Source organism: Rhizobium sp. 10PS4 (genome assembly GCF_032464805.1).
Taxonomy (GTDB): Bacteria; Pseudomonadota; Alphaproteobacteria; order Rhizobiales; family Rhizobiaceae; genus Rhizobium; species Rhizobium laguerreae.
Map to the genome: position 1 here is coordinate 190,058 of NZ_JAWDIW010000006.1, position 18,291 is coordinate 208,348.

20 protein-coding genes and 1 tRNA gene are annotated in these 18,291 nt (G+C 60.4%); 12 read left to right on the forward strand and 9 right to left on the reverse strand.

Translation table 11 applies throughout. From position 1 onward, the window contains the following. The first annotated feature begins 180 nt into the window (after positions 1-180). Both RWJ89_RS13430 and pncB read left to right on the forward strand, forming a co-directional pair. Complete coding sequence (locus RWJ89_RS13430) at positions 181-528, forward strand: hypothetical protein (protein WP_221999953.1); 348 nt, start codon at positions 181-183, stop codon at positions 526-528. A gap of 187 nt (positions 529-715) precedes the next feature. Then, positions 716-2,020, forward strand: a complete 1,305-nt coding sequence (pncB, locus tag RWJ89_RS13435; RefSeq protein ID WP_168337785.1) for a nicotinate phosphoribosyltransferase — start codon at positions 716-718, stop codon at positions 2,018-2,020. Here pncB and RWJ89_RS13440 read toward each other — a convergent pair. Next, a complete protein-coding gene (locus RWJ89_RS13440; protein WP_131666597.1) occupies positions 2,002-2,241 on the reverse strand; it encodes a CrpP-related protein in 240 nt (79 codons plus the stop codon). The genes pncB and RWJ89_RS13440 overlap by 19 nt on opposite strands. Before the next feature lie 433 nt (positions 2,242-2,674). Then, complete coding sequence (locus tag RWJ89_RS13445; RefSeq protein ID WP_003555857.1) at positions 2,675-2,884, reverse strand: KTSC domain-containing protein; 210 nt, start codon at positions 2,882-2,884, stop codon at positions 2,675-2,677. 206 nt (positions 2,885-3,090) lie between these two features. Here RWJ89_RS13445 and RWJ89_RS13450 point away from each other — a divergent pair, with 206 nt between their 5' ends. Further along, positions 3,091-3,903, forward strand: a complete 813-nt coding sequence (locus RWJ89_RS13450) for a hypothetical protein (protein ID WP_231285013.1) — start codon at positions 3,091-3,093, stop codon at positions 3,901-3,903. Positions 3,904-4,156: 253 nt separating this feature from the next. On the opposite strand, the gene RWJ89_RS13455 is transcribed toward RWJ89_RS13450, so the two are convergent. Next, positions 4,157-4,246: transfer RNA gene (locus tag RWJ89_RS13455), tRNA-Ser, on the reverse strand. A 229-nt stretch (positions 4,247-4,475) separates the two neighbouring features. On the opposite strand from RWJ89_RS13455, the gene RWJ89_RS13460 reads away from it, so the two are divergent. From RWJ89_RS13460 to deoA, 9 genes are all read left to right on the forward strand, one after another. Beyond that, positions 4,476-4,793 (forward strand): hypothetical protein, encoded by a 318-nt coding sequence (locus RWJ89_RS13460; protein WP_003544459.1) that lies wholly within the window; start codon positions 4,476-4,478, stop codon positions 4,791-4,793. 316 nt (positions 4,794-5,109) lie between these two features. Then, entirely contained in the window at positions 5,110-6,102 is a 993-nt protein-coding gene (locus RWJ89_RS13465) for a BMP family lipoprotein (protein ID WP_017962791.1), read from the forward strand. An 88-nt stretch (positions 6,103-6,190) separates the two neighbouring features. Continuing rightward, positions 6,191-7,702, forward strand: coding sequence for an ABC transporter ATP-binding protein (locus RWJ89_RS13470; RefSeq protein ID WP_131666582.1), 1,512 nt, complete (start codon positions 6,191-6,193; stop codon positions 7,700-7,702). Between the two features lie 7 nt (positions 7,703-7,709). Continuing rightward, positions 7,710-8,813 (forward strand): ABC transporter permease, encoded by a 1,104-nt coding sequence (locus RWJ89_RS13475; protein WP_222062286.1) that lies wholly within the window; start codon positions 7,710-7,712, stop codon positions 8,811-8,813. Between the two features lie 10 nt (positions 8,814-8,823). Then, on the forward strand, positions 8,824-9,795 hold the full coding sequence (locus RWJ89_RS13480; protein WP_222062289.1) for an ABC transporter permease: 972 nt from the start codon (positions 8,824-8,826) through the stop codon (positions 9,793-9,795). A gap of 1 nt (position 9,796) precedes the next feature. Further along, a complete protein-coding gene (locus RWJ89_RS13485) occupies positions 9,797-10,186 on the forward strand; it encodes a cytidine deaminase (RefSeq protein ID WP_003544464.1) in 390 nt (129 codons plus the stop codon). Beyond that, positions 10,183-10,983, forward strand: a complete 801-nt coding sequence (locus RWJ89_RS13490) for a purine-nucleoside phosphorylase (RefSeq protein WP_168283201.1) — start codon at positions 10,183-10,185, stop codon at positions 10,981-10,983. The genes RWJ89_RS13485 and RWJ89_RS13490 overlap by 4 nt, the downstream gene beginning before the upstream one ends. A 103-nt stretch (positions 10,984-11,086) precedes the next feature. Further along, the gene (gene deoC, locus RWJ89_RS13495) at positions 11,087-11,863 is read left to right on the forward strand and encodes a deoxyribose-phosphate aldolase (protein WP_025396691.1); all 777 of its coding nucleotides are present in this window, start codon (positions 11,087-11,089) and stop codon (positions 11,861-11,863) included. Position 11,864: 1 nt separating this feature from the next. Beyond that, positions 11,865-13,172, forward strand: coding sequence for a thymidine phosphorylase (gene deoA / locus RWJ89_RS13500; RefSeq protein ID WP_222062292.1), 1,308 nt, complete (start codon positions 11,865-11,867; stop codon positions 13,170-13,172). Positions 13,173-13,178: 6 nt separating this feature from the next. Here deoA and RWJ89_RS13505 read toward each other — a convergent pair whose 3' ends face one another. From RWJ89_RS13505 to RWJ89_RS13530, 6 genes are all read right to left on the reverse strand, one after another. Continuing rightward, on the reverse strand, positions 13,179-13,748 hold the full coding sequence (locus tag RWJ89_RS13505; protein WP_316031024.1) for a TIGR02281 family clan AA aspartic protease: 570 nt from the start codon (positions 13,746-13,748) through the stop codon (positions 13,179-13,181). A gap of 125 nt (positions 13,749-13,873) precedes the next feature. Next, complete coding sequence (gene upp, locus RWJ89_RS13510) at positions 13,874-14,503, reverse strand: uracil phosphoribosyltransferase (RefSeq protein WP_003544477.1); 630 nt, start codon at positions 14,501-14,503, stop codon at positions 13,874-13,876. Between the two features lie 105 nt (positions 14,504-14,608). Then, positions 14,609-15,577, reverse strand: a complete 969-nt coding sequence (locus RWJ89_RS13515; protein ID WP_316031025.1) for an adenosine deaminase — start codon at positions 15,575-15,577, stop codon at positions 14,609-14,611. After that, positions 15,574-16,794: a phosphopentomutase gene (locus RWJ89_RS13520; RefSeq protein ID WP_168283196.1), complete on the reverse strand. Its 1,221-nt coding sequence runs from the start codon at positions 16,792-16,794 to the stop codon at positions 15,574-15,576. Before RWJ89_RS13520 ends, RWJ89_RS13515 begins: the two co-directional genes overlap by 4 nt. Positions 16,795-16,999: 205 nt before the next feature. Next, positions 17,000-17,581 carry a TadE/TadG family type IV pilus assembly protein gene (locus RWJ89_RS13525; protein WP_020052409.1) on the reverse strand — a complete coding sequence of 194 codons (582 nt, stop codon included), beginning with the start codon at positions 17,579-17,581 and terminating at the stop codon, positions 17,000-17,002. Then, positions 17,581-18,216, reverse strand: coding sequence for a TadE/TadG family type IV pilus assembly protein (locus RWJ89_RS13530; protein ID WP_222062295.1), 636 nt, complete (start codon positions 18,214-18,216; stop codon positions 17,581-17,583). The genes RWJ89_RS13525 and RWJ89_RS13530 overlap by 1 nt, the downstream gene beginning before the upstream one ends. Positions 18,217-18,291: the final 75 nt, after the last annotated feature.

Genomic DNA, 18,291 nt, shown 5'->3' on the forward strand with positions numbered 1-18,291 from the left:
TGTGCAGCGGTTTTGCGATAACGACATGCGTAAAAACAAGGACCTAAAGCGCGAGGAGCGAATCTGAAAGATCGCGACGCGCTTTAGTTTAGGCTTTCGGAACCTTCCAGACAGCCACCCGTTTCTTCTGCGGAAATTCTTCGCGGCCGGATCGGCCCGTCAAGACAGCGGAAGGAGACGATGATGGCCCATCAGACGGAAACACGCTGGGAAAAGTCGGACGGCAAGCTTCACAAGGAACAGCAGATCCCGCCGGTGAAGGCAAGGCAGGGACGCATGGGTTATCGCATCCTGACGGTGCTGATCGTCGCGTTGGTGCTTGCCTTCGTGGTTTGGATCCCGGTCGAAATCTGGGGTAATCGCGAGGCAGACGAAGTGGCACCGCAACAGCCGGGTCAGCAGCTTCAGTCGCAGCAGCCTGCTCCGGCTCCCGCGCCGGCGCTACAGAACGGGACTGCCGTTCCAACTGAACCGCCGAACACCACGCCGGCCGCTCCGAATGTGGCGCCTGCAACTCCGGCCCAATAATCGTGAGCAAAACCATGTTCACGTCCCGTCGCGACACTGCGGCGGGACGTTCATTGTTTTGTCTGGACTTTAGTCGCCGATTTTTCGATAAGAAGGCGCACGAGCCGGTTTTGTGCGCCGGCTGGGAACTTGGCAGTACCCGGGAATTTGGCAGCACCTGACCGGAGTGGACAGGGGCGGGAGTTTGATGGCCAGGACCGATATCGCAAGACGCGTCTACAATCATGCCTGGAAACTCGATCCGATCATCCGCAGCCTGATCGATACCGACTTCTACAAGCTTTTGATGCTGCAGATGATCTGGAAGCTCTATCCGGACGTGAATGCTTCGTTCACCCTCATCAACCGCACCAAACGGGTGCGTCTGGCCGAGGAGCTCGACGAAGGCGAGCTGCGCGAGCAGCTCGATCATGCCCGCACGCTGAGACTTTCCAAGAAGGAAATGATCTGGCTTGCAGGTAACAGCTTCTATGGTCGCGCGCAGATCTTCGAACCGGAATTCCTTGCCTGGCTTTCCAATTTCCAGCTTCCCGAATACGAGCTGTCGAAGAAGGACGGCCAGTATGTGCTGGATTTCCACGGATCGTGGAAGGAAACCACTATGTGGGAAATCCCGGCGCTCGCCATCGTCAACGAGCTGCGCTCGCGCTCGGCGATGAAGGCGCTCGGTCCCTTCACCCTCGATGTGCTCTATGCTCGCGCCAAGGCAAAGATGTGGTCGAAGGTCGAACGGCTGAAGGAATTGCCGGGCCTGCGTATCTCCGATTTCGGCACTCGCCGCCGCCACAGTTTCCTCTGGCAGCGCTGGTGCGTCGAGGCGCTGAAGGAAGGCATCGGCCCGGCCTTTGCCGGTACCAGCAACGTATTGCTGGCGATGGATTCCGATCTCGAGGCCGTCGGCACCAATGCTCACGAGCTGCCGATGGTGGCTGCCGCCCTTGCCGAAACCGACGAGCAGTTGCGCAACGCGCCTTACAAGATCCTGCGCGACTGGAACAAGCTCTATGGCGGCAACCTTCTGATCGTGCTGCCCGATGCCTTTGGCACCGCTGCTTTCCTGCGCGACGCACCGGAATGGGTCGCCGACTGGACCGGCTTTCGCCCGGACAGCGCCCCGCCGATCGAAGGCGGCGAGAAGATTGTCGACTGGTGGAAGAAGATGGGCCGCGATCCGCGCCAGAAGCTGCTGATCTTCTCCGACGGCCTCGATGTCGACGCCATCATCGATACCTACCGGCATTTCGAAGGCCGCGTGCGCATGAGCTTCGGCTGGGGCACGAACCTGACGAACGATTTTTCCGGCTGCGCGCCGATCGAGATCTCCGGCCTCAACCCGATCTCCGTCGTCTGCAAGGTCAGCGACGCCAACGGCCGTCCGGCGGTGAAGCTCTCCGACAACCCGCAGAAGGCGACCGGCGACCCGGCCGAGGTGGAACGCTACCTGAAATTCTTCGGCGCTGAGGACAGGATCGATCAGACCGTTCTGGTGTAGGTCTGGGCCAATGTGCCGCTATCCCAGGGCATATTGATGTGCCCCGCCATCGCATCCTCGATCGACCAACCGAAGCGCCAGGCATCAAACATCGAGTACCATTCCTGAAAATCGGCGATCGGCAGGATATCCGGCTTCGACATCGGATTGTCGGCCAGGCTGCGGCCACGCGCACGGTCCCGTGCGCCACGCGCCTGCATCTCAAGCAGATTCTCGAACATCATTACCCCCGGTCTTTATCCCGATTTATGCAATCATTCTAATAAATCATTGTCGAGTCCGGATGCGATAATTCGGGTTTTTCACAGGATTAGTCCCAATTCGCTAGCCCGGGGATGATCAGGTCGCAACCGGCCCGGCGTCATCTCAATCAGACAAGCGGAGCATAACAACGTCCGAGAGCCGCTCATGCGCTTCGCCATCACGCACACCGAGCACCGGTGACGGGGAGGCTCGGCTTCCTGGCTGGGGTCCGCCGCCGAGCCTCCCGGCTGGCCGATCTTGAACAAGCCGGCAGCGCCGACACGTTGCCGCTTTCCGACAGCGGCGATCCAACCCGGATGGTATCTAGGGCTAACAGCCGGTTAATATCCACCGGTCTCGTGGCGATCTCGGACATTCCCGCAATCGCGCTGGCGGTTTCGGATCGGGTTTTCAGGCTGCCAATCTGCGAAACCGGGTTCTGATCCGGTCGAGATAATAATGGCCTGGAGAGGGCGCCACCGTCATTGCATGGGCTTCCGAGGAGGGAACGCCTTCGAACAGCCGCTCCTCGCCATTCTTGAAGCAAATCCTGAGCCGCCCGTCTTCCTGGCTGAAATAGACGGATTTGATGATCTTCGATTTGACCGAAAGTTCTTCCACCTGTTTAATCTCCGTTTTTTGGTTTGGCAGAAAGATAAACCCAAACGTGCAAAGACGCGGTGAAGCGGCATGGTAAAAAATCAGGAATCTTAGGTCGTCGGGATGTCAATCGGGTACCGTCGCCACACCTCGACACGGCCAAGATGGCTTCTGCAGGGTTCGGTATGGGAACTTGCTGAAAAGAAAGATCAACGTTTGACAGCACCATGTTTAATGACGATATCTTCCATCCAGAGGCGAGGGATGGCAGGGGTGCAATGTTCGGTGAAGCGATTTCTTTTGTAAGACGTAATCTGTCTTTTGTATGTGTTGTTGTTGCAGCCAATTGCGCATTGGTCGCTTTTGATGATTACAGCGGTGGAAACAAAAGTAATTCAGCGCAATTTTTCGTTTCTTTGTCTTTTGGATTCTTCATCCAGAATGCAATATTAAATGGAGACGGGAAAGTTTCAAACCTGACCAGCGGCATGCGTGGGTTTGGTGGCTACATCTGGAAGAACTTGCTTATCATCCTCGTCGTCATTGGAATCGGGATTGGTGCCCCTGTCGCATTCGGCGCCGCTTCTCTATCAAGGAACGCATTTCTACTCTTATGTCTTGCGGTAATCGCAATGATCCTTCCGCTGCTCCTTGCCCTTGTCGGAACCTGGCCTATTGCCGGAATTGCGGGCTCTAAAAGCGGGCTTTCAGCTGCCTTCAGCCGCGGGAAGCACGGTTTGGTTCCCACCTTTTTACGGCTGTTTGCCGGACTGTTTCTTCCCTTCATCGGTGCTTTGATATTGATGACGGCAGCAACATCGATGTCATACACAGCCGATAGCATCTTCTCGGACGGAAAACTGAACCTCATCGCTTTGGCAATACTGGTGATTTGCCAATGGGCGTCGACATTCGGACTGTGCTACGTTTCGATCGTCCTGGCTCGCAAACTGCTGAGTTCCGAGGCTCCGCGGCCTCCAAACGGAGGACGTCAAGGGAATGCGGTCGCAGCGACGAGCGTCTCGGAAATTTTCGAATAGGGCCTACAGCGCCGCACGTCTTTTCAGACGCGCAAAGGACGCTGCACACTCTGAATCTACGCGTCGGCCCGAATCGATTCCGATTTTCGGGCCGACGCGCTAGTCGTGATCATACTGAGCCGCCGCCGGGCATTCCAATATCTGCAAGTCCGGGAATCTCGGCAGGGGCGTTGAGGCTGCCGCCACAAACAATAGATCGTCACGAAGGCTGGCACGGCCGTGCGAAGGAAGGATCGGGGGTTTTAAAGAGAAATGGCGGACAGGGTGGGATTCGAACCCACGGTACGCTTTCACGTACACACGCGTTCCAGGCGTGCGCCTTAAACCACTCGGCCACCTGTCCTTTTTTGGCGTTCGCGCCCAGGGTAGGAGCAAATCGTCGGAACGGCGCGATATATACCGATGAATTTTTGCCGATCAACCGAAATCTAACAGTTTTTTGACTTCTTCCGATAAAACTCGCCTCGACCACTCCATTGTGCTTCACCTCATCGATGACTATGTAATTCTCTAAGGTGGAGAATGGCGCGGCCGGCCGGAATTGTCCGGCATATCGAGCGTCGGAGGAATTGATGCGTTTCCTGTTGCGTCTGGCGAGTCTTGTCGCGCTTGCGGCGGCCGTTATTGCCGGGACCATCGATTCGATCCAATCGGTTGCCGCGTCCTCCGTGGTGATGACGCCGATCTCCGATGCCTGGCAGGATGTGAGCCCGACGACGCTGACGTCGCTGCAATCCTCCCTTTCCTATTATATCCACCCGCGCTTCTACACCCTCATCTTCCAGTGGCTGATGCTCCAGCCGGCCTTTGCCGTTTTCCTGGTGATCGCGCTGCTTCTGTGGATGATCGGCTACAAGAAGCCGCCGGTGGCCGGTCGCTTCACCGCATAGCTAGGTGGTTTTGCCGGCACGGCCCGGTGAGAAATCCGGGTGGCGTAGCCTGCTCTTCGACATCGGTATCTACCGCCGGGCTGGCTAGAAAATCCGCATTCTGAGGGAGAGAATGTCCAAAAATCAGTCCCGAAGAGCTGATTTTCGGCAATCGCTGCAAATCTTTACCGCCTGAAAAATTTCTGGTGAATTTTTCCGTGAGCCATGCAAGGATGCACGCAGCCAGGCCTCCGGGGGGAGGTCGGTGGTTCCGCAGACATGCCCGAAAAGGGCTTGCGGGAGGACCCCTAACGAATAGCAACAACAGGGCTGCACAATGAAAAAATCCCTTCTCACTCTCTTTGCCGTGGCTGCCATGTCGACGACGGCGCTTGCCGCCGATGTCAAGCCGGCGCTGGTTTACGGCACCGGCGGGAAGTTCGATAAGTCCTTCAACGAGGCGGCCTATAACGGCGCCGAGAAGTTCAAGACCGAGACCGGCATTGCCTATCGCGACTTCGAGCCGACGGGCGACACCCAAGGCGAACAGGCCATCCGCAACTTCGCAAGCCGCGGGTTCAATCCGGTGGTTGCCGTTTCCTTCGCCTGGACCTCGGCCATCGAGAAGGTTGCAGCCGAATTCCCGGACACCAAGTTCATCATCGTTGACTCCGTCGTCGACAAGCCGAACGTCCGCTCGGTTGTCTACAAGGAAGAAGAAGGTTCCTACCTCGTCGGCGTTCTCGCCGGCATGGCCTCCAAGACCGGCAAGGTCGGCTTCGTCGGCGGCATGGACATCCCGCTGATCCGCAAGTTCGAATGCGGCTACGAGCAGGGCGCACGCTCCGTCAAGGCCGATATCGAAGTGTTCCAGAACATGACCGGCACGACGGGCGCTGCCTGGAACGACCCGGTCCGCGGCGGCGAGTTGGCGAAGAACCAGATCGACCAGGGCGCTGACGTCGTTTATGCGGCAGCCGGCGCCACCGGTCTCGGCGTTCTGCAGACCGCCGCCGACAACAAGAAGCTGTCGATCGGCGTCGACTCCAACCAGAACCATCTGCATCCGGGCTCGGTCCTGACTTCGATGGTCAAGCGCGTCGATCTCGCCGTCTACAATGCCTACAACGACACCAAGAACGACAAGTTCACCGGCGGTGTCCAGGCGCTCGGCGTCAAGGAAGACGGTGTCGGCGCCGCGATCGACGACAACAACAAGTCGCTGATCACACCGGAAATGCAGGCTGCCGTCGACAAGGCCAAGGCCGATATCATCGCGGGAACCGTCAAGGTTCACGATTACACCTCGGACAACGCTTGCCCGAAGTGATCCGCGCCCGTATGTGATCGACGATTGAGATCGGGCGTATGGCGGAGGGGATTTTCGCCATACGCCCTTTTCTTATTTGGAGTCTGCAGTGACAGATAAGCCCGCTATCGAGCTTGTCGGCATCGATAAGAAATTCGGTGCCGTCCACGCCAACAAGGACATCAACCTGACCGTTGCCAAGGGAACGATCCACGGCATCATCGGCGAAAACGGTGCCGGCAAATCGACCCTGATGTCGATCATCTACGGTTTCTACCATGCCGATAGCGGCGAGATCCTGGTCAACGGCAATCCGGTCACCATCCGCGACAGCCAGGCGGCGATCGCCACCGGCATCGGCATGGTGCACCAGCATTTCATGCTGGTCGATAATTTCACGGTGCTCGAGAACATCATGCTTGGCGCCGAAGGCGGCATGCTGTTGGCGAGGGGCGTCGCCTCGGCCCGCGCCGAGCTCAAGCGGCTGGAAACGGAATATGGCCTGGAGGTCGATCCGGACGCGCTGATCGAGGAGCTGCCGGTCGGCCTGCAGCAGCGTGTCGAGATCCTGAAAGCGATGTATCGCGGCGCCGAGATCCTGATCCTCGACGAGCCGACCGGCGTTCTGACGCCGGCAGAGGCCGATCATCTCTTCCGGATCCTCAAGGTGCTGCGCGACCAGGGCAAGACGATCATCCTCATCACCCACAAGCTGCGCGAGATCATGGCGATCACCGATACGGTCTCGGTCATGCGCCGCGGCGAAATGGTCGCGACCCGCAAGACGGCGGAGACGACGGTGGAGGAACTCGCCGAGCTGATGGTCGGCCGCCGCGTGCTGCTGCGCGTGCAGAAGGGCGAGGCCAACCCCGGATCTCCCGTGCTGTCCGTCCGCAACCTGACGGTCAAGGACAATCGCGGCGTCACCATGGTCGACAATGTCTCCTTCGACGTGCGCGCCGGCGAGATCGTCGGCATCGCCGGTGTCGCCGGCAATGGCCAGTCCGAATTGCTGGAGGCTATTGCCGGCATCCGCAAGCCGACCTCCGGCGAAATCCTGCTCGACGGCCAGACGATCGACAAGGCTGATCCCGCCCGCCTGCGTGATCTCGGCCTCGCGCATATTCCCGAGGACCGCCACCATATGGGCCTGGTGCTGAAATTCGAGGAATATGAAAATTCCGTGCTCGGCTATCATCGCCGCCCGGCCTACAGCAAAGGCCCGCTGCTCGATCTCGAAGCGATCCGCAAGGATGCGATGGAGAAGATCGAGAAGTACGACATCCGCCCGCCAAACCCGCGGCTTAAGACGGCGAATTTCTCCGGCGGCAACCAGCAGAAGATCGTCGTCGCCCGCGAGATCGAACGCGATCCGAAGATGCTGATCATCGGCCAGCCGACACGTGGCGTCGATATCGGCGCTATCGAATTCATCCACCGCCGGATCATCGAAATGCGCGATGCGGGCAAGGCGATCCTGCTCGTCTCCGTCGAGCTCGATGAAATCCGCTCCCTTTCGGACCGTATCCTTGTCATGTTTGCCGGCCATGTCGTCGGCGAGAAGACGCCCGATGCCGGTGAACAGACCCTCGGCCTGATGATGGCCGGCATTGCCGCGTGAGGCCTTTATGAGCACTGCTTCCGTTCCGCTACCAAACTGGATCAACTACGGCCTCATCCCGATTTTGAACCTCACTGTCGCCTTCCTGATCTCCGGCTTCGTCGTCTGGCTGATCGGTGAAAGCCCTCTCGATGCGCTGTCGCTGCTGATCGAGGGTGCGCTCGGCAATGGCGAGTTCATTGGCTTCACGCTGTTCTACGCGACGAGCTTCATCTTCACCGGCCTTTCCGTCGCGGTGGCAATCCATGCCGGTCTCTTCAACATCGGCTCCGAGGGCCAGGCCTACATGGGTGGCCTCGGCTGTGCACTGGTGGCGCTTTCGCTCGATAATTACGTGCCATGGTATGTGACGATGCCGGTTGCGGTGGTCGGCGCTGCACTCTTCGGCGCGGTTGCCGCCTTCATTCCGGCATGGCTTCAGGCGAAGCGGGGCAGCCATATCGTCATCACGACGATCATGTTCAACTACATCATCGCCTCGCTGATGAACTACCTGCTGGTGCACGTATTGATCGTGCCCGGCAAAATGGCGCCGGAAACACGCACATTCCTCGAGGGTGGGCAGTTGCCGAAGCTAACATGGCTGATGGAAATATTCGGGACAAAGCTGGGTGCTGCCCCGTTAAACGTCTCTTTCATCATTGCGCTGGTTATGTGCTACGTCGTCTGGCTTTTAATCTGGCGCACGAAACTTGGCTTCGAGATGCGCACGCTAGGCGTCAGTCCGACAGCTGCTTCATATGCCGGTATTCCCTACGTACGAATCGTGATGATCGCGATGATGCTCTCCGGCGCGCTGGCCGGCATGATGGCGCTGAATCCGGTTATGGGCGCCTCCGCCCGCCTGCAGGTGGGGTTCGTCGGCGGCGCCGGCTTCGTCGGCATCGCCGTATCGCTGATGGGCCGCAATCATCCGCTCGGCATCATCCTGGCGGCAATCCTCTTCGGCATCCTCTATCAGGGCGGCGACTGGATCTCCTTCGAAATGCCGAATATCACACGCGAGATGATCCTCGTCATCCAGGGTCTGGTGATCCTCTTTGCCGGCGCGCTGGAATATATGTTCCGGCCGGCGATGGTGCGCCTCTATCAGCAGTTCAAGCGCGGTTAAGGAGCGGGCGATGGATTATTATGACATCTTCATCAGCGTTCTAGCCTCCACCATCCGCCTGTCGATCCCGCTGATCTTCACCGCCCTTGCCGGTCTGTTTTCGGAACGCGCCGGCATTTTCGATATCGGCCTGGAGGGCAAGATGCTGGGCTCGGCCTTTGCCGCAGCCTGCGTCGCCTATCTCACCGATTCGGCCTGGCTCGGTCTCGGTGCCGGCATCCTCTGCTCGGTGGCGCTGAGCTTGGTGCATGGCTTTGCCTCCATCACCAATCGCGGCAACCAGATTGTGTCAGGTGTGGCGATCAACTTCTTCATTGCCGGCATCACCATCGTGCTCGGTCAGGCCTGGTTCGGCCAGGGCGGGCGCACGCCGCAGTTGGCGCCGGGTTCGCGCTTTGCGCCGATCATCCTGCCGGGCGCCGACGCCGCCCGCGACATTCCGATCATCGGCCCGCTTTATGCCAATGTCATATCCGGCAACAATATCCTCACCTACCTCGCCTTCCTCGCCGTACCGTTTTCCTGGTGGGTGCTTTACCGCACACGTTTCGGCCTGCGCCTGCGCGCCGTCGGCGAAAATCCGGGCGCGGTCGATACGGCAGGTATTTCCGTTGCCTGGCTGCGCTACCGCGCCGTCATGTGTGCCGGCATTCTCTGCGGCTTTGCCGGCACCTATCTGGCCATCGCCCAGTCCGCCGCCTTCATCAAGGACATGTCGGCCGGCAAGGGCTACATCGCGCTCGCCGCTCTCGTCTTTGCCAAGTGGAAGCCGGTGCCAGTCATGTTTGCCTGCCTGCTCTTCGGCTTTCTCGATGCGCTGGCAAATTTCATGCAGGGAAAGCAGGTGCCGCTGATCGGCGAAGTGCCGGTTCAGGTCTTCCAGGCGCTGCCCTATGTCCTTACCTGTGTCCTGCTTGCCGGCTTCATCGGCGTCGCGACCCCGCCGAAAGCCGGCGGTGTGCCCTATACGAAGGAGCGTTGATATGTCTCACGATCTGTTCGAAGCCGCCCGCGGCGCCATGGCCTTTGCCCATGCACCCTATTCGAAATTCCCGGTTGGCGCGGCGATCCGCGCCGAGGACGGCAAGGTCTATACCGGCGCCAACATCGAAAACCTCTCTTTTCCGCAAGGGTGGTGCGCCGAGCCGACGGCGATCGGCGCCATGATCATGGGCGGCGCCAAGAAGATCGTCGAAATGGCGGTCATTGCCGAAAAACTCCCGCTCTGCCCGCCCTGCGGCGGTTGCCGCCAGAAGATCTCCGAATTTGCCTCCAAGGAGACGAAGATCTACCTCTGCGATGAGGCGGGCGTGAAGAAGACCATGACGATGGAAGAGCTTCTTCCCTTCAGCTTCGAGACCGAACTCGGATGAAGGCGACGGTCGACCTGCTCGCCGCATTGGTCGGCGCCATCAAACCGCGCCACGGCATCGTGCTCGGCTCCGGCCTCGGTTCCCTTGTTAGCCAGCTGGAGGGCGCCGTCCGTATTCCCTATCGCGACCTGCCGGGCTTTCCCGTCAGCGCCGTCTCCGGCCATGCAGGCGAAGTCGTTGCCGGCCGTCTCGGCGGCGTGCCTGTCGTCATGCTCTCCGGCCGCGTGCATTATTACGAGAAGGGCGATGCCAATGCCATGCGCCTGCCGATCGAGGTGCTGAAGGCGCTCGGCGTCGAAGCGCTGATCCTCACCAATTCGGCCGGATCGCTGCGCGACGACATGCCGCCCGGTTCGGTGATGCAGATCACCGATCACATCAACTATTCCGGCATGAACCCGCTGATCGGCGAGGAAAGCGATCATCGTTTCGTCGGCATGACCAATGCCTATGATGCGGGCCTTGCCGCGGCGATGCGAAGGGCAGCGGCAAAGCTTAAAATCGAGCTGGCGCAGGGTGTCTATATGTGGTTCTCCGGCCCAAGCTTCGAAACGCCGGCCGAAATCCGTATGGCGCGCATCCTGGGCGCCGATGCCGTCGGCATGTCGACGGTGCCCGAGGTCATCATCGCAAGAATGCTGGGCCTGAGGGTTGCAGCCGCCTCCGTTATCACCAACTATGGGGCAGGCATGACCGGCAATGAGCTCAGCCATGAAGAAACCAAGGACATGGCGCCCATCGGCGGCGCCTGTCTCGCCGCGATATTGAAAGACATGATTGCGGCTGGAACAGGATGATTTTAGGCCGGGTCGGCCTAAAATCCGAATCCTGTTCTAATAGTTAGAACATGGTGCCGAAACCGCGCATACTTTGCGGCTTCATGATCTAGAGGAAGCGAAGATGAATAGCCATTCCAACCGGGAGACAGCGGCTGTCGCCCTTTCTCTTCTCGATCTCACCAATTTGAGGGATGATTGCACCGAGGCGCAGATCGACGCGCTATGCGCCCGTGCGCAGACGCCCTACGGCACTAGCGCTGCGATCTGCATCTGGCCGCGGTTCGTCGCTCAGGCCCGCACTATCCTTGGCACTGGGCACGCCGTGCGTATCGCGACCGTCGTCAACCTCCCTTCCGGCGATATGGAAGTAGCCGATGTCGCTGCCGAAGCACGCGAGGCGATTGCCGATGGTGCCGATGAGATCGATCTCGTCATCCCCTACCGCAAGTTGCTCGCCGGCAATGAGAAGGCGGTGACCGACATGGTCAAGGCCGTGCGCGCCGAATGCGCCGGCCCCGTCCTGCTGAAGGTCATCATCGAGACTGGCGAGCTGAAGGATGCCGCATTGATCCGCCGTGCCTCCGAACTCGCCATCGAAGCCGGCGCCGATTTCATCAAGACCTCGACCGGCAAGGTCGCCGTAAATGCGACGCTCGAAGCCGCCGACATCATGATCCGCGCCATTCGTGAAAGTGGACGCAAGGTCGGCTTCAAGCCATCAGGCGGCATCGGCTCGGTGACCGATGCCGCGCTCTATCTGAGCCTTGCCGAGACCATCATGACACCGGACTGGGCGATGCCGTCGACGTTCCGCTTCGGCGCTTCCGACCTGCTCGACGATATCCTGGCGGTTCTGAGCGGAACACAGTCGGCCCCGGCTGCGGCGTCGGGCTACTGAAATGATTCCGCAGGAGATCATCCGGCGTAAGCGCGATGGCGACGAACTCGACGCCGCCGAGATCAGCTCCTTCGTCGCGGCACTCGCCGCCGGTCAGTTGTCGGAAGGTCAGATCGGCGCATTCGCCATGGCCGTCTGGTTCAAGGGCATGTCGCGGACCGAAATCGTGGCCTTGACGCTGGCGATGGCCGATTCCGGCGACAGGCTGCAATGGGCCGATATCGATCGCCCGATCGCCGACAAGCATTCGACCGGTGGCGTCGGCGACAATGTTTCGCTGATGCTGGCGCCGATCGCCGCTGCCTGCGGCCTCGCCGTTCCGATGATCTCCGGGCGCGGCCTCGGCCATACCGGCGGCACGCTGGATAAGCTCGAATCCATTCCCGGCTATATGATCACCCCGGATGCGAACCTGTTCCACAAGGTCGTGAAGGAGGCGGGATGCGCCATCATCGGCCAGACCGGGACCTTGGCGCCCGCCGACGGCAGGCTCTATGCCGTGCGCGACGTGACCGCCACCGTCGATTCCATTCCCCTCATCACTGCCTCTATCCTCTCGAAGAAACTTGCGGCGGGGCTCGAGACGCTGGTGCTCGACGTCAAGGTCGGCAACGGCGCGTTCATGGCCGATCGCGGCCAGGCGGAGATCCTGGCGCAGTCACTGGTCGAGGTGGCCAATGGCGCAGGCGTGAAGACCTCGGCCCTGATCACTGACATGAACCAACCGCTCGCCGATAGTGCCGGCAATGCTGTCGAAATGCGCAACTGCCTGGATTTCCTGGCGGGCAGGAAGGCCGACACGCGGCTTGAGACCGTCGTTCTTGCTTTCGCCGCCGAGATGCTGGTGAAATCCGGTATCGCCGCCTCGTCTGATGAAGCCGAGAGGATGGCGCGGCAAGCCCTGTCATCGGGAAAGGCGGCCGAGGTCTTCGCGCGCATGGTGTCCATGCTCGGCGGCCCGGCCGATCTCATCGAAAACCCCGACCGATACCTGGCCAAGGCGCCGGTCGCAAAGCCTGTTCCGGCCGCCCGGTCCGGCTGGCTTGCCGCCTGCGATGCGCGCGGTATCGGGGTCAGTGTCATCGATCTTGGCGGCGGAAGACGCCATCCGGCGGACCGGATTGATCATCGCGTCGGCTTCTCCGAACTCCTGCCGCTCGGCACCCGCGTCAATGCCGGCGAACCGATCGCGCTGGTTCATGCCGCCGACGAAGCCGCGGCGGAAAGGGCAGCTGCGGCACTTGCCGCGCACTATCGCATCACCGAGGACAAGCCGGAGCTGACACCGGTAATTGCCGGCCTGATCTGACGCGGTTTACTGCTTGAGGCTGAGCGAACCGTCGGCGACGGAATAGGAGGCGAGCTTCTGCAAAAAGCTCATGCCGACCAGCGTCGTCGTCAGCGCATCGTCCTTCAGGACGAAGGCTTCAACCTCACGCACGCGAATACCGCCGATCTCGACCCGGTCGAGCGTCACATGCGCGGCCTTCGTCCGGCCGTTCGCGGTGTTCACCCCATAGCGGAAATCGAGCTGGCTGGCGGTGAAGCCCAGCCGGCGGGCGAGCGTCTCGTTGAGCGCCACATAGGTGGCGCCGGTATCGATCAGGCCCTGCACCGGCTTGCCGTTGATCTTGAAGCTGCCGGTATAATGGCCCTGCGCATCGGCCTGAAGGCGGATCGCATTGCTGCCGTAGGCCGGCTCCGGTGCGACCGGCTGCTCGGTTTGGGTCGATACGTAATTGGCGGAGAGAGCGTCAGCGGGCTGCTGGCTGGTGCTTCCGAAGAAGGAAGGCACCTGTGTGGCGAGCACTGCGGCGATGCTGGCGAATAGGACGGTACGCACGAGCATGAAACAGAAATCCTTCCTGTATAAACCCGGCTTCATGCAGGGCCTCATGCTCCAAGCTTGCTAAACCTCAAGTGCTGATAAGTTGCTAAGATCGACGCCAAAAGGCCCGGAACGAACCTCCGGGCCGTAAAGTCTTTCGATTTGGTAAAGGAAGGCTGAAATTACTTGGTGCCGTACATACGGTCGCCGGCATCGCCGAGGCCGGGCATGATGTAGCCCTTCTCGTTGAGATGACTGTCGATCGATGCGGTGAAGACGGGAACATCGGGATGCGCGGCGCGGAAGTTGCGGATGCCTTCCGGCGCGGCAAGCAGGCAGAGGAAGCGGATATTGTGGGCGCCGCGCTCCTTGAGCTTGTCGATCGCCGCGATCGAGGAATTGCCGGTCGCAAGCATCGGGTCGACGACGATGATCAGCCTTTCGGCCACGTCCTCCGGCGCCTTGAAGTAATACTCGACCGGCTGCAGCGTCTCGTGGTCGCGGTAGACGCCGATATGCGAGACGCGGGCGGACGGCACGAGATCGAGCATGCCTTCGAGCAGCCCGTTGCCGGCGCGCAGGATCGAGGCGAAGACCAGCTTCTTGCCCTCGAGGATCGGCGATTCCATCGTTTGCAGCGGCGTCTCGATCGTTTCCATCGTCAGTTCGAGATCGCGGGTCACTTCGTAGCAGAGCAGCGTCGAGATTTCGCGCAGCAAACGCCGGAAACTTCCCGTCGATGTCTCCTTGCGCCGCATGATGGTGAGCTTGTGCTGCACAAGCGGATGATCGATGACCGTGACGCCGTCCATGGGGAAGCCTTTCATTCTTTCTATCGAATGTTTCTTTCACGGAAATTGGCCCGACCGCAAGAGTGGCGGCCAATTTGCGTCGATCTTCCCCAGCCTCTGGGGTCTTTAAAGCCGGGCGAGCAAGTCCTTGCGCGTCTGCTCGTCGACGAAGGCCGCTTCGATCGCCGTGCGCGTCATCGCATCGATCTCGGCGTCGCTGAAGCCGAAAGCTCCGGCGGCAAGTTCATATTCCCGCTTCAGTGAAGTATAGAAGAATGGCGGATCGTCCGAGCTGATCGTCACCCGCACGCCCGCTTCCTTCAGTCGCCGCAGCGGATGGGACGCGAAATCGGGAAACACCCCGAGCGCGATATTGGAGCCCGGGCAGATCTCGAGCACGGTGCCGAGGTCGGCAAGCCGCTTCACTAGGTCGAGATCCTCGATGGCGCGCACGCCGTGGCCGATCCGCGAGGGGCGCACCGCATTGAGCGCGTCGTCAACGCTGAAGGCGCCGCAGACCTCGCCGGCATGAATGGTCAGCCCCAGGCCGGCATCGCGGGCGATATCGAAGGCGCGTGCGTAATCGGCCACACGGCCCATGCGCTCTTCGCCGGCAAGGTTGAAGCCGGTAATCAAAGGATTGTCCGCCTTTGCTGCATATTCGGCAGCGCCGATTACGCTTTCCGGACCGAAATGCCGCTCGCCGGTGACGATCAGCCGGGCCTCGATGCCGCTCTTTTCCCTGGCCCGCCGGATGCCTTCGCAGATACCGGATATATAGGCGTCGGCTCCCAGCCCGATGCGCTTGCCGTGTTCGGGCGAAACGATGAGCTCGCTGTAGATCGTATCGATGCCGGCGAGTTCGTCGAGATAGGTTTCGGTCAGAAGCGCATAATCCTCCTCGGTTCTGTAGACCTCGGAAACCTTGTCGTAACATTCGAGGAAGCTTGCGAAATCATGCCAGATATAGGCGCCGTCGCGAAGCTCCGCACTGATGTCGACGCCATATTTCCGTGCCTGCGCCGCGGTCAGAGCTGGCGGTGCCGCACCCTCCAGATGGCAGTGCAGTTCGACCTTCTTCAAATGCGATGTCACAGAAAACTCCTCCCGTGCGGTCCGGCCGGGATGCCGAGATGCCGCGCGATGCTCTCGCCGATATCGGCATAGCTGCGGCGCACGCCGATCGAACGAGACCGGATGCCGGGGCCATAAGCGATGACAGGCACGCGCTCGCGCGTATGGTCCGTGCCGCGCCAGGTCGGATCGCAGCCATGATCGGCGGTGAGCACGACCAGATCGCCGGGCTTCAGTTTCTTGTGGACTTCGGGCAAGCGCGCATCGAAGGCTTCGAGTGCTGCGGCATAACCCGGCACGTCGCGGCGATGACCGTAGATCATGTCGAAATCGACGAAATTGGTGAAAACGAGATCGCCGTCCTCAGCCGCGTCGATCGCCGAGAGCGACGCATCCATCAGCGCCTCGTTGCCATTCGCCTTGATGACCCTGGAAATGCCCTGATGTGCGAAGATGTCGCCGATCTTTCCCACAGCATGCACATGCCGGCCATGCTCGATCAGCCGATCGAGCAGCGTCGGCTCCGGCGGCAGGACGGAGAAGTCGCGCCGGTTTCCGGTGCGCTGGAAAGTAGAGGCCGACTGGCCGATGAAAGGCCGGGCGATGACGCGGCCGATATTGTAGGGATCGAGCAGCCCCCGGGCTAGACGGCAGAAGGCGAGCAGACGATCGAGGCCGAAATGCACCTCGTGCGCCGCGACCTGGAAGACCGAATCCGAGGAGGTATAGCAGATCGGCTTGCCGGTGCGGATATGTTCCTCGCCGAGCCGGGCAATGATCTCCGTTCCCGAGGCATGGCAGTTGCCGAGGATGCCGGGCACGTCAGCCTCCCTGCACAGCGCCTCGATGAATTCCTGAGGAAAGGCGTCGCCCTCTATCGGGAAGTATCCCCAATCGAAACTGACAGGTGTTCCCGCGATCTCCCAATGGCCCGACGGCGTATCCTTGCCGCGGGAAACTTCGGTGGCAGCACCATAAATGCCGTAGACCTTCTCCGGGAGAGGCATGCCGGCCGGAAACCTGCCGGAGGCGGATCGCGCGATATGCATCAGCCCGAGTTCCGACATGTTGGGCAGGGAAAGCGGCCCTTGGCGCAATCCGGCGCGGTCTGCGGCTCCGGCTGCGCAGAACTCGGCGATATGGCCAAGCGTATCGGCGCCCTCGTCGCCATAGGCCGCCGCGTCCGGCGCTCCGCCGACGCCGAAAGAATCCAGAACGAAAAGAAAGGCACGCGCCATTTTACACCCGAGAGAGCCGATCGCCGGCCTCTGCAATGTCGGAGGCGGCTGAGATCCAGCCATATAATGCTGCGGCCGGCTTGGCAAATTACAGCGCCGCGCGTCTTTTTCAGACGCGCAAAGGACGCTGTAACACTTTGAATTGCTGCATAACTCCCGATTTCGATTTAGGGAGCTATGCAGCAGAGAAGAGCGGGAAGGACCGTCAGCAGTCGCCGCAGGGGATCGAGTCACCTTGCCGCTGGCGGTAGAAATAATTGCGGCTGATGGTGATCGTGCGCATGCCGTCCGGCATGAAGTTCGGCGCGAACAGGAACATCGTATAGGGGATGCTGACCTCCGTACGGACCAAGAAGCTGTTCGCCGTCTTCATGTCTGACGGAACGTCGCTCACTGCGGCGTTTTTGGCATAGGGCACCGTCCCGTCTTGCGCCCAGGACCAGAGCACTTTCGCATTGGCGCCGGCGTCGATGCTAATCCCGGTGATCTTCATCGTCAGCGACGTCGTGTTGTAGGGCAGGAAGATTGCGTTTGCGACCGATGGCATTTGCGCAAGCGCACTCTTGGTGACGGATTGCTGCTGGGTGATGAGGTCCGCCACCGTTCCTGCGGCGCGTGTCACCCGCTTGCTGACGCTGAGGCCGACCGTGATCTCGAAAGCGCCGATATAGAGCATGACGAGCACGGGAAAGAGGATCGCGAATTCGATCGCTCCGGCGCCCTTGCGGTCGCGGGCTAGCCGCCGCACCGTCAGGACCAATCTGGTGAACGGGTTGCGCAACGCCATTATGGATACTGCTCGTTCTGGAAGGCCGCGGTCCCGACGATCAGATATTGCCTCGGCATCGAAGCGTCGGTGGGACGTATGGTGGTGATGTAAGGCCGGACCAGGTCCGCGGTGATTTCCCAGCGATAATAAGCGCGCAGCATGTTGATCGTGCCGGCGCCGCCCGGCGCATATTTGAAGGCAGCCGTGTTGAGGTCGGCATATTTGTCGGTGGAAACCTTGGGGATCGTCGTCGGAATGGCCGAGAAGGTGCTGAACGTCTGCACATCCAGGTAGAGCTTGCTCGCTGTGGCGGCTTCGGTCGCCGAGCAGCGGATCAGGATCGAGATCTCATCGCAGAAAGCCTGGCGGAATTGCGCCTGGTTCATATCGGTCGTACGGCCGAGATTATAGGTGATCTGCCCGGTTCGCATCCGGCGGCTCATCGTATCAACGCCGTTGGAGACGAGTTCCTCGGCGGCGAAGGCGACGAAAGTTTCGAGGATTGCGAAAATCACCAGGAAATAGGGAATGGCGAGCAGGGCGAATTCGATCGCCGCAGCACCCTCGCGTGAGCGGGCGAGAGCGCGAAGCCGTAAGAAACGGAACGGCACAAAAGCGCGCCCCTTATCCGTCTTCTGATCAATTACAGTCATTGCCTGGACCCGAGCGACATTTTCCAGTCGTCAGACTAAGGTCCGTTCGTTGATTTTCCGTTTCAACCTGACACG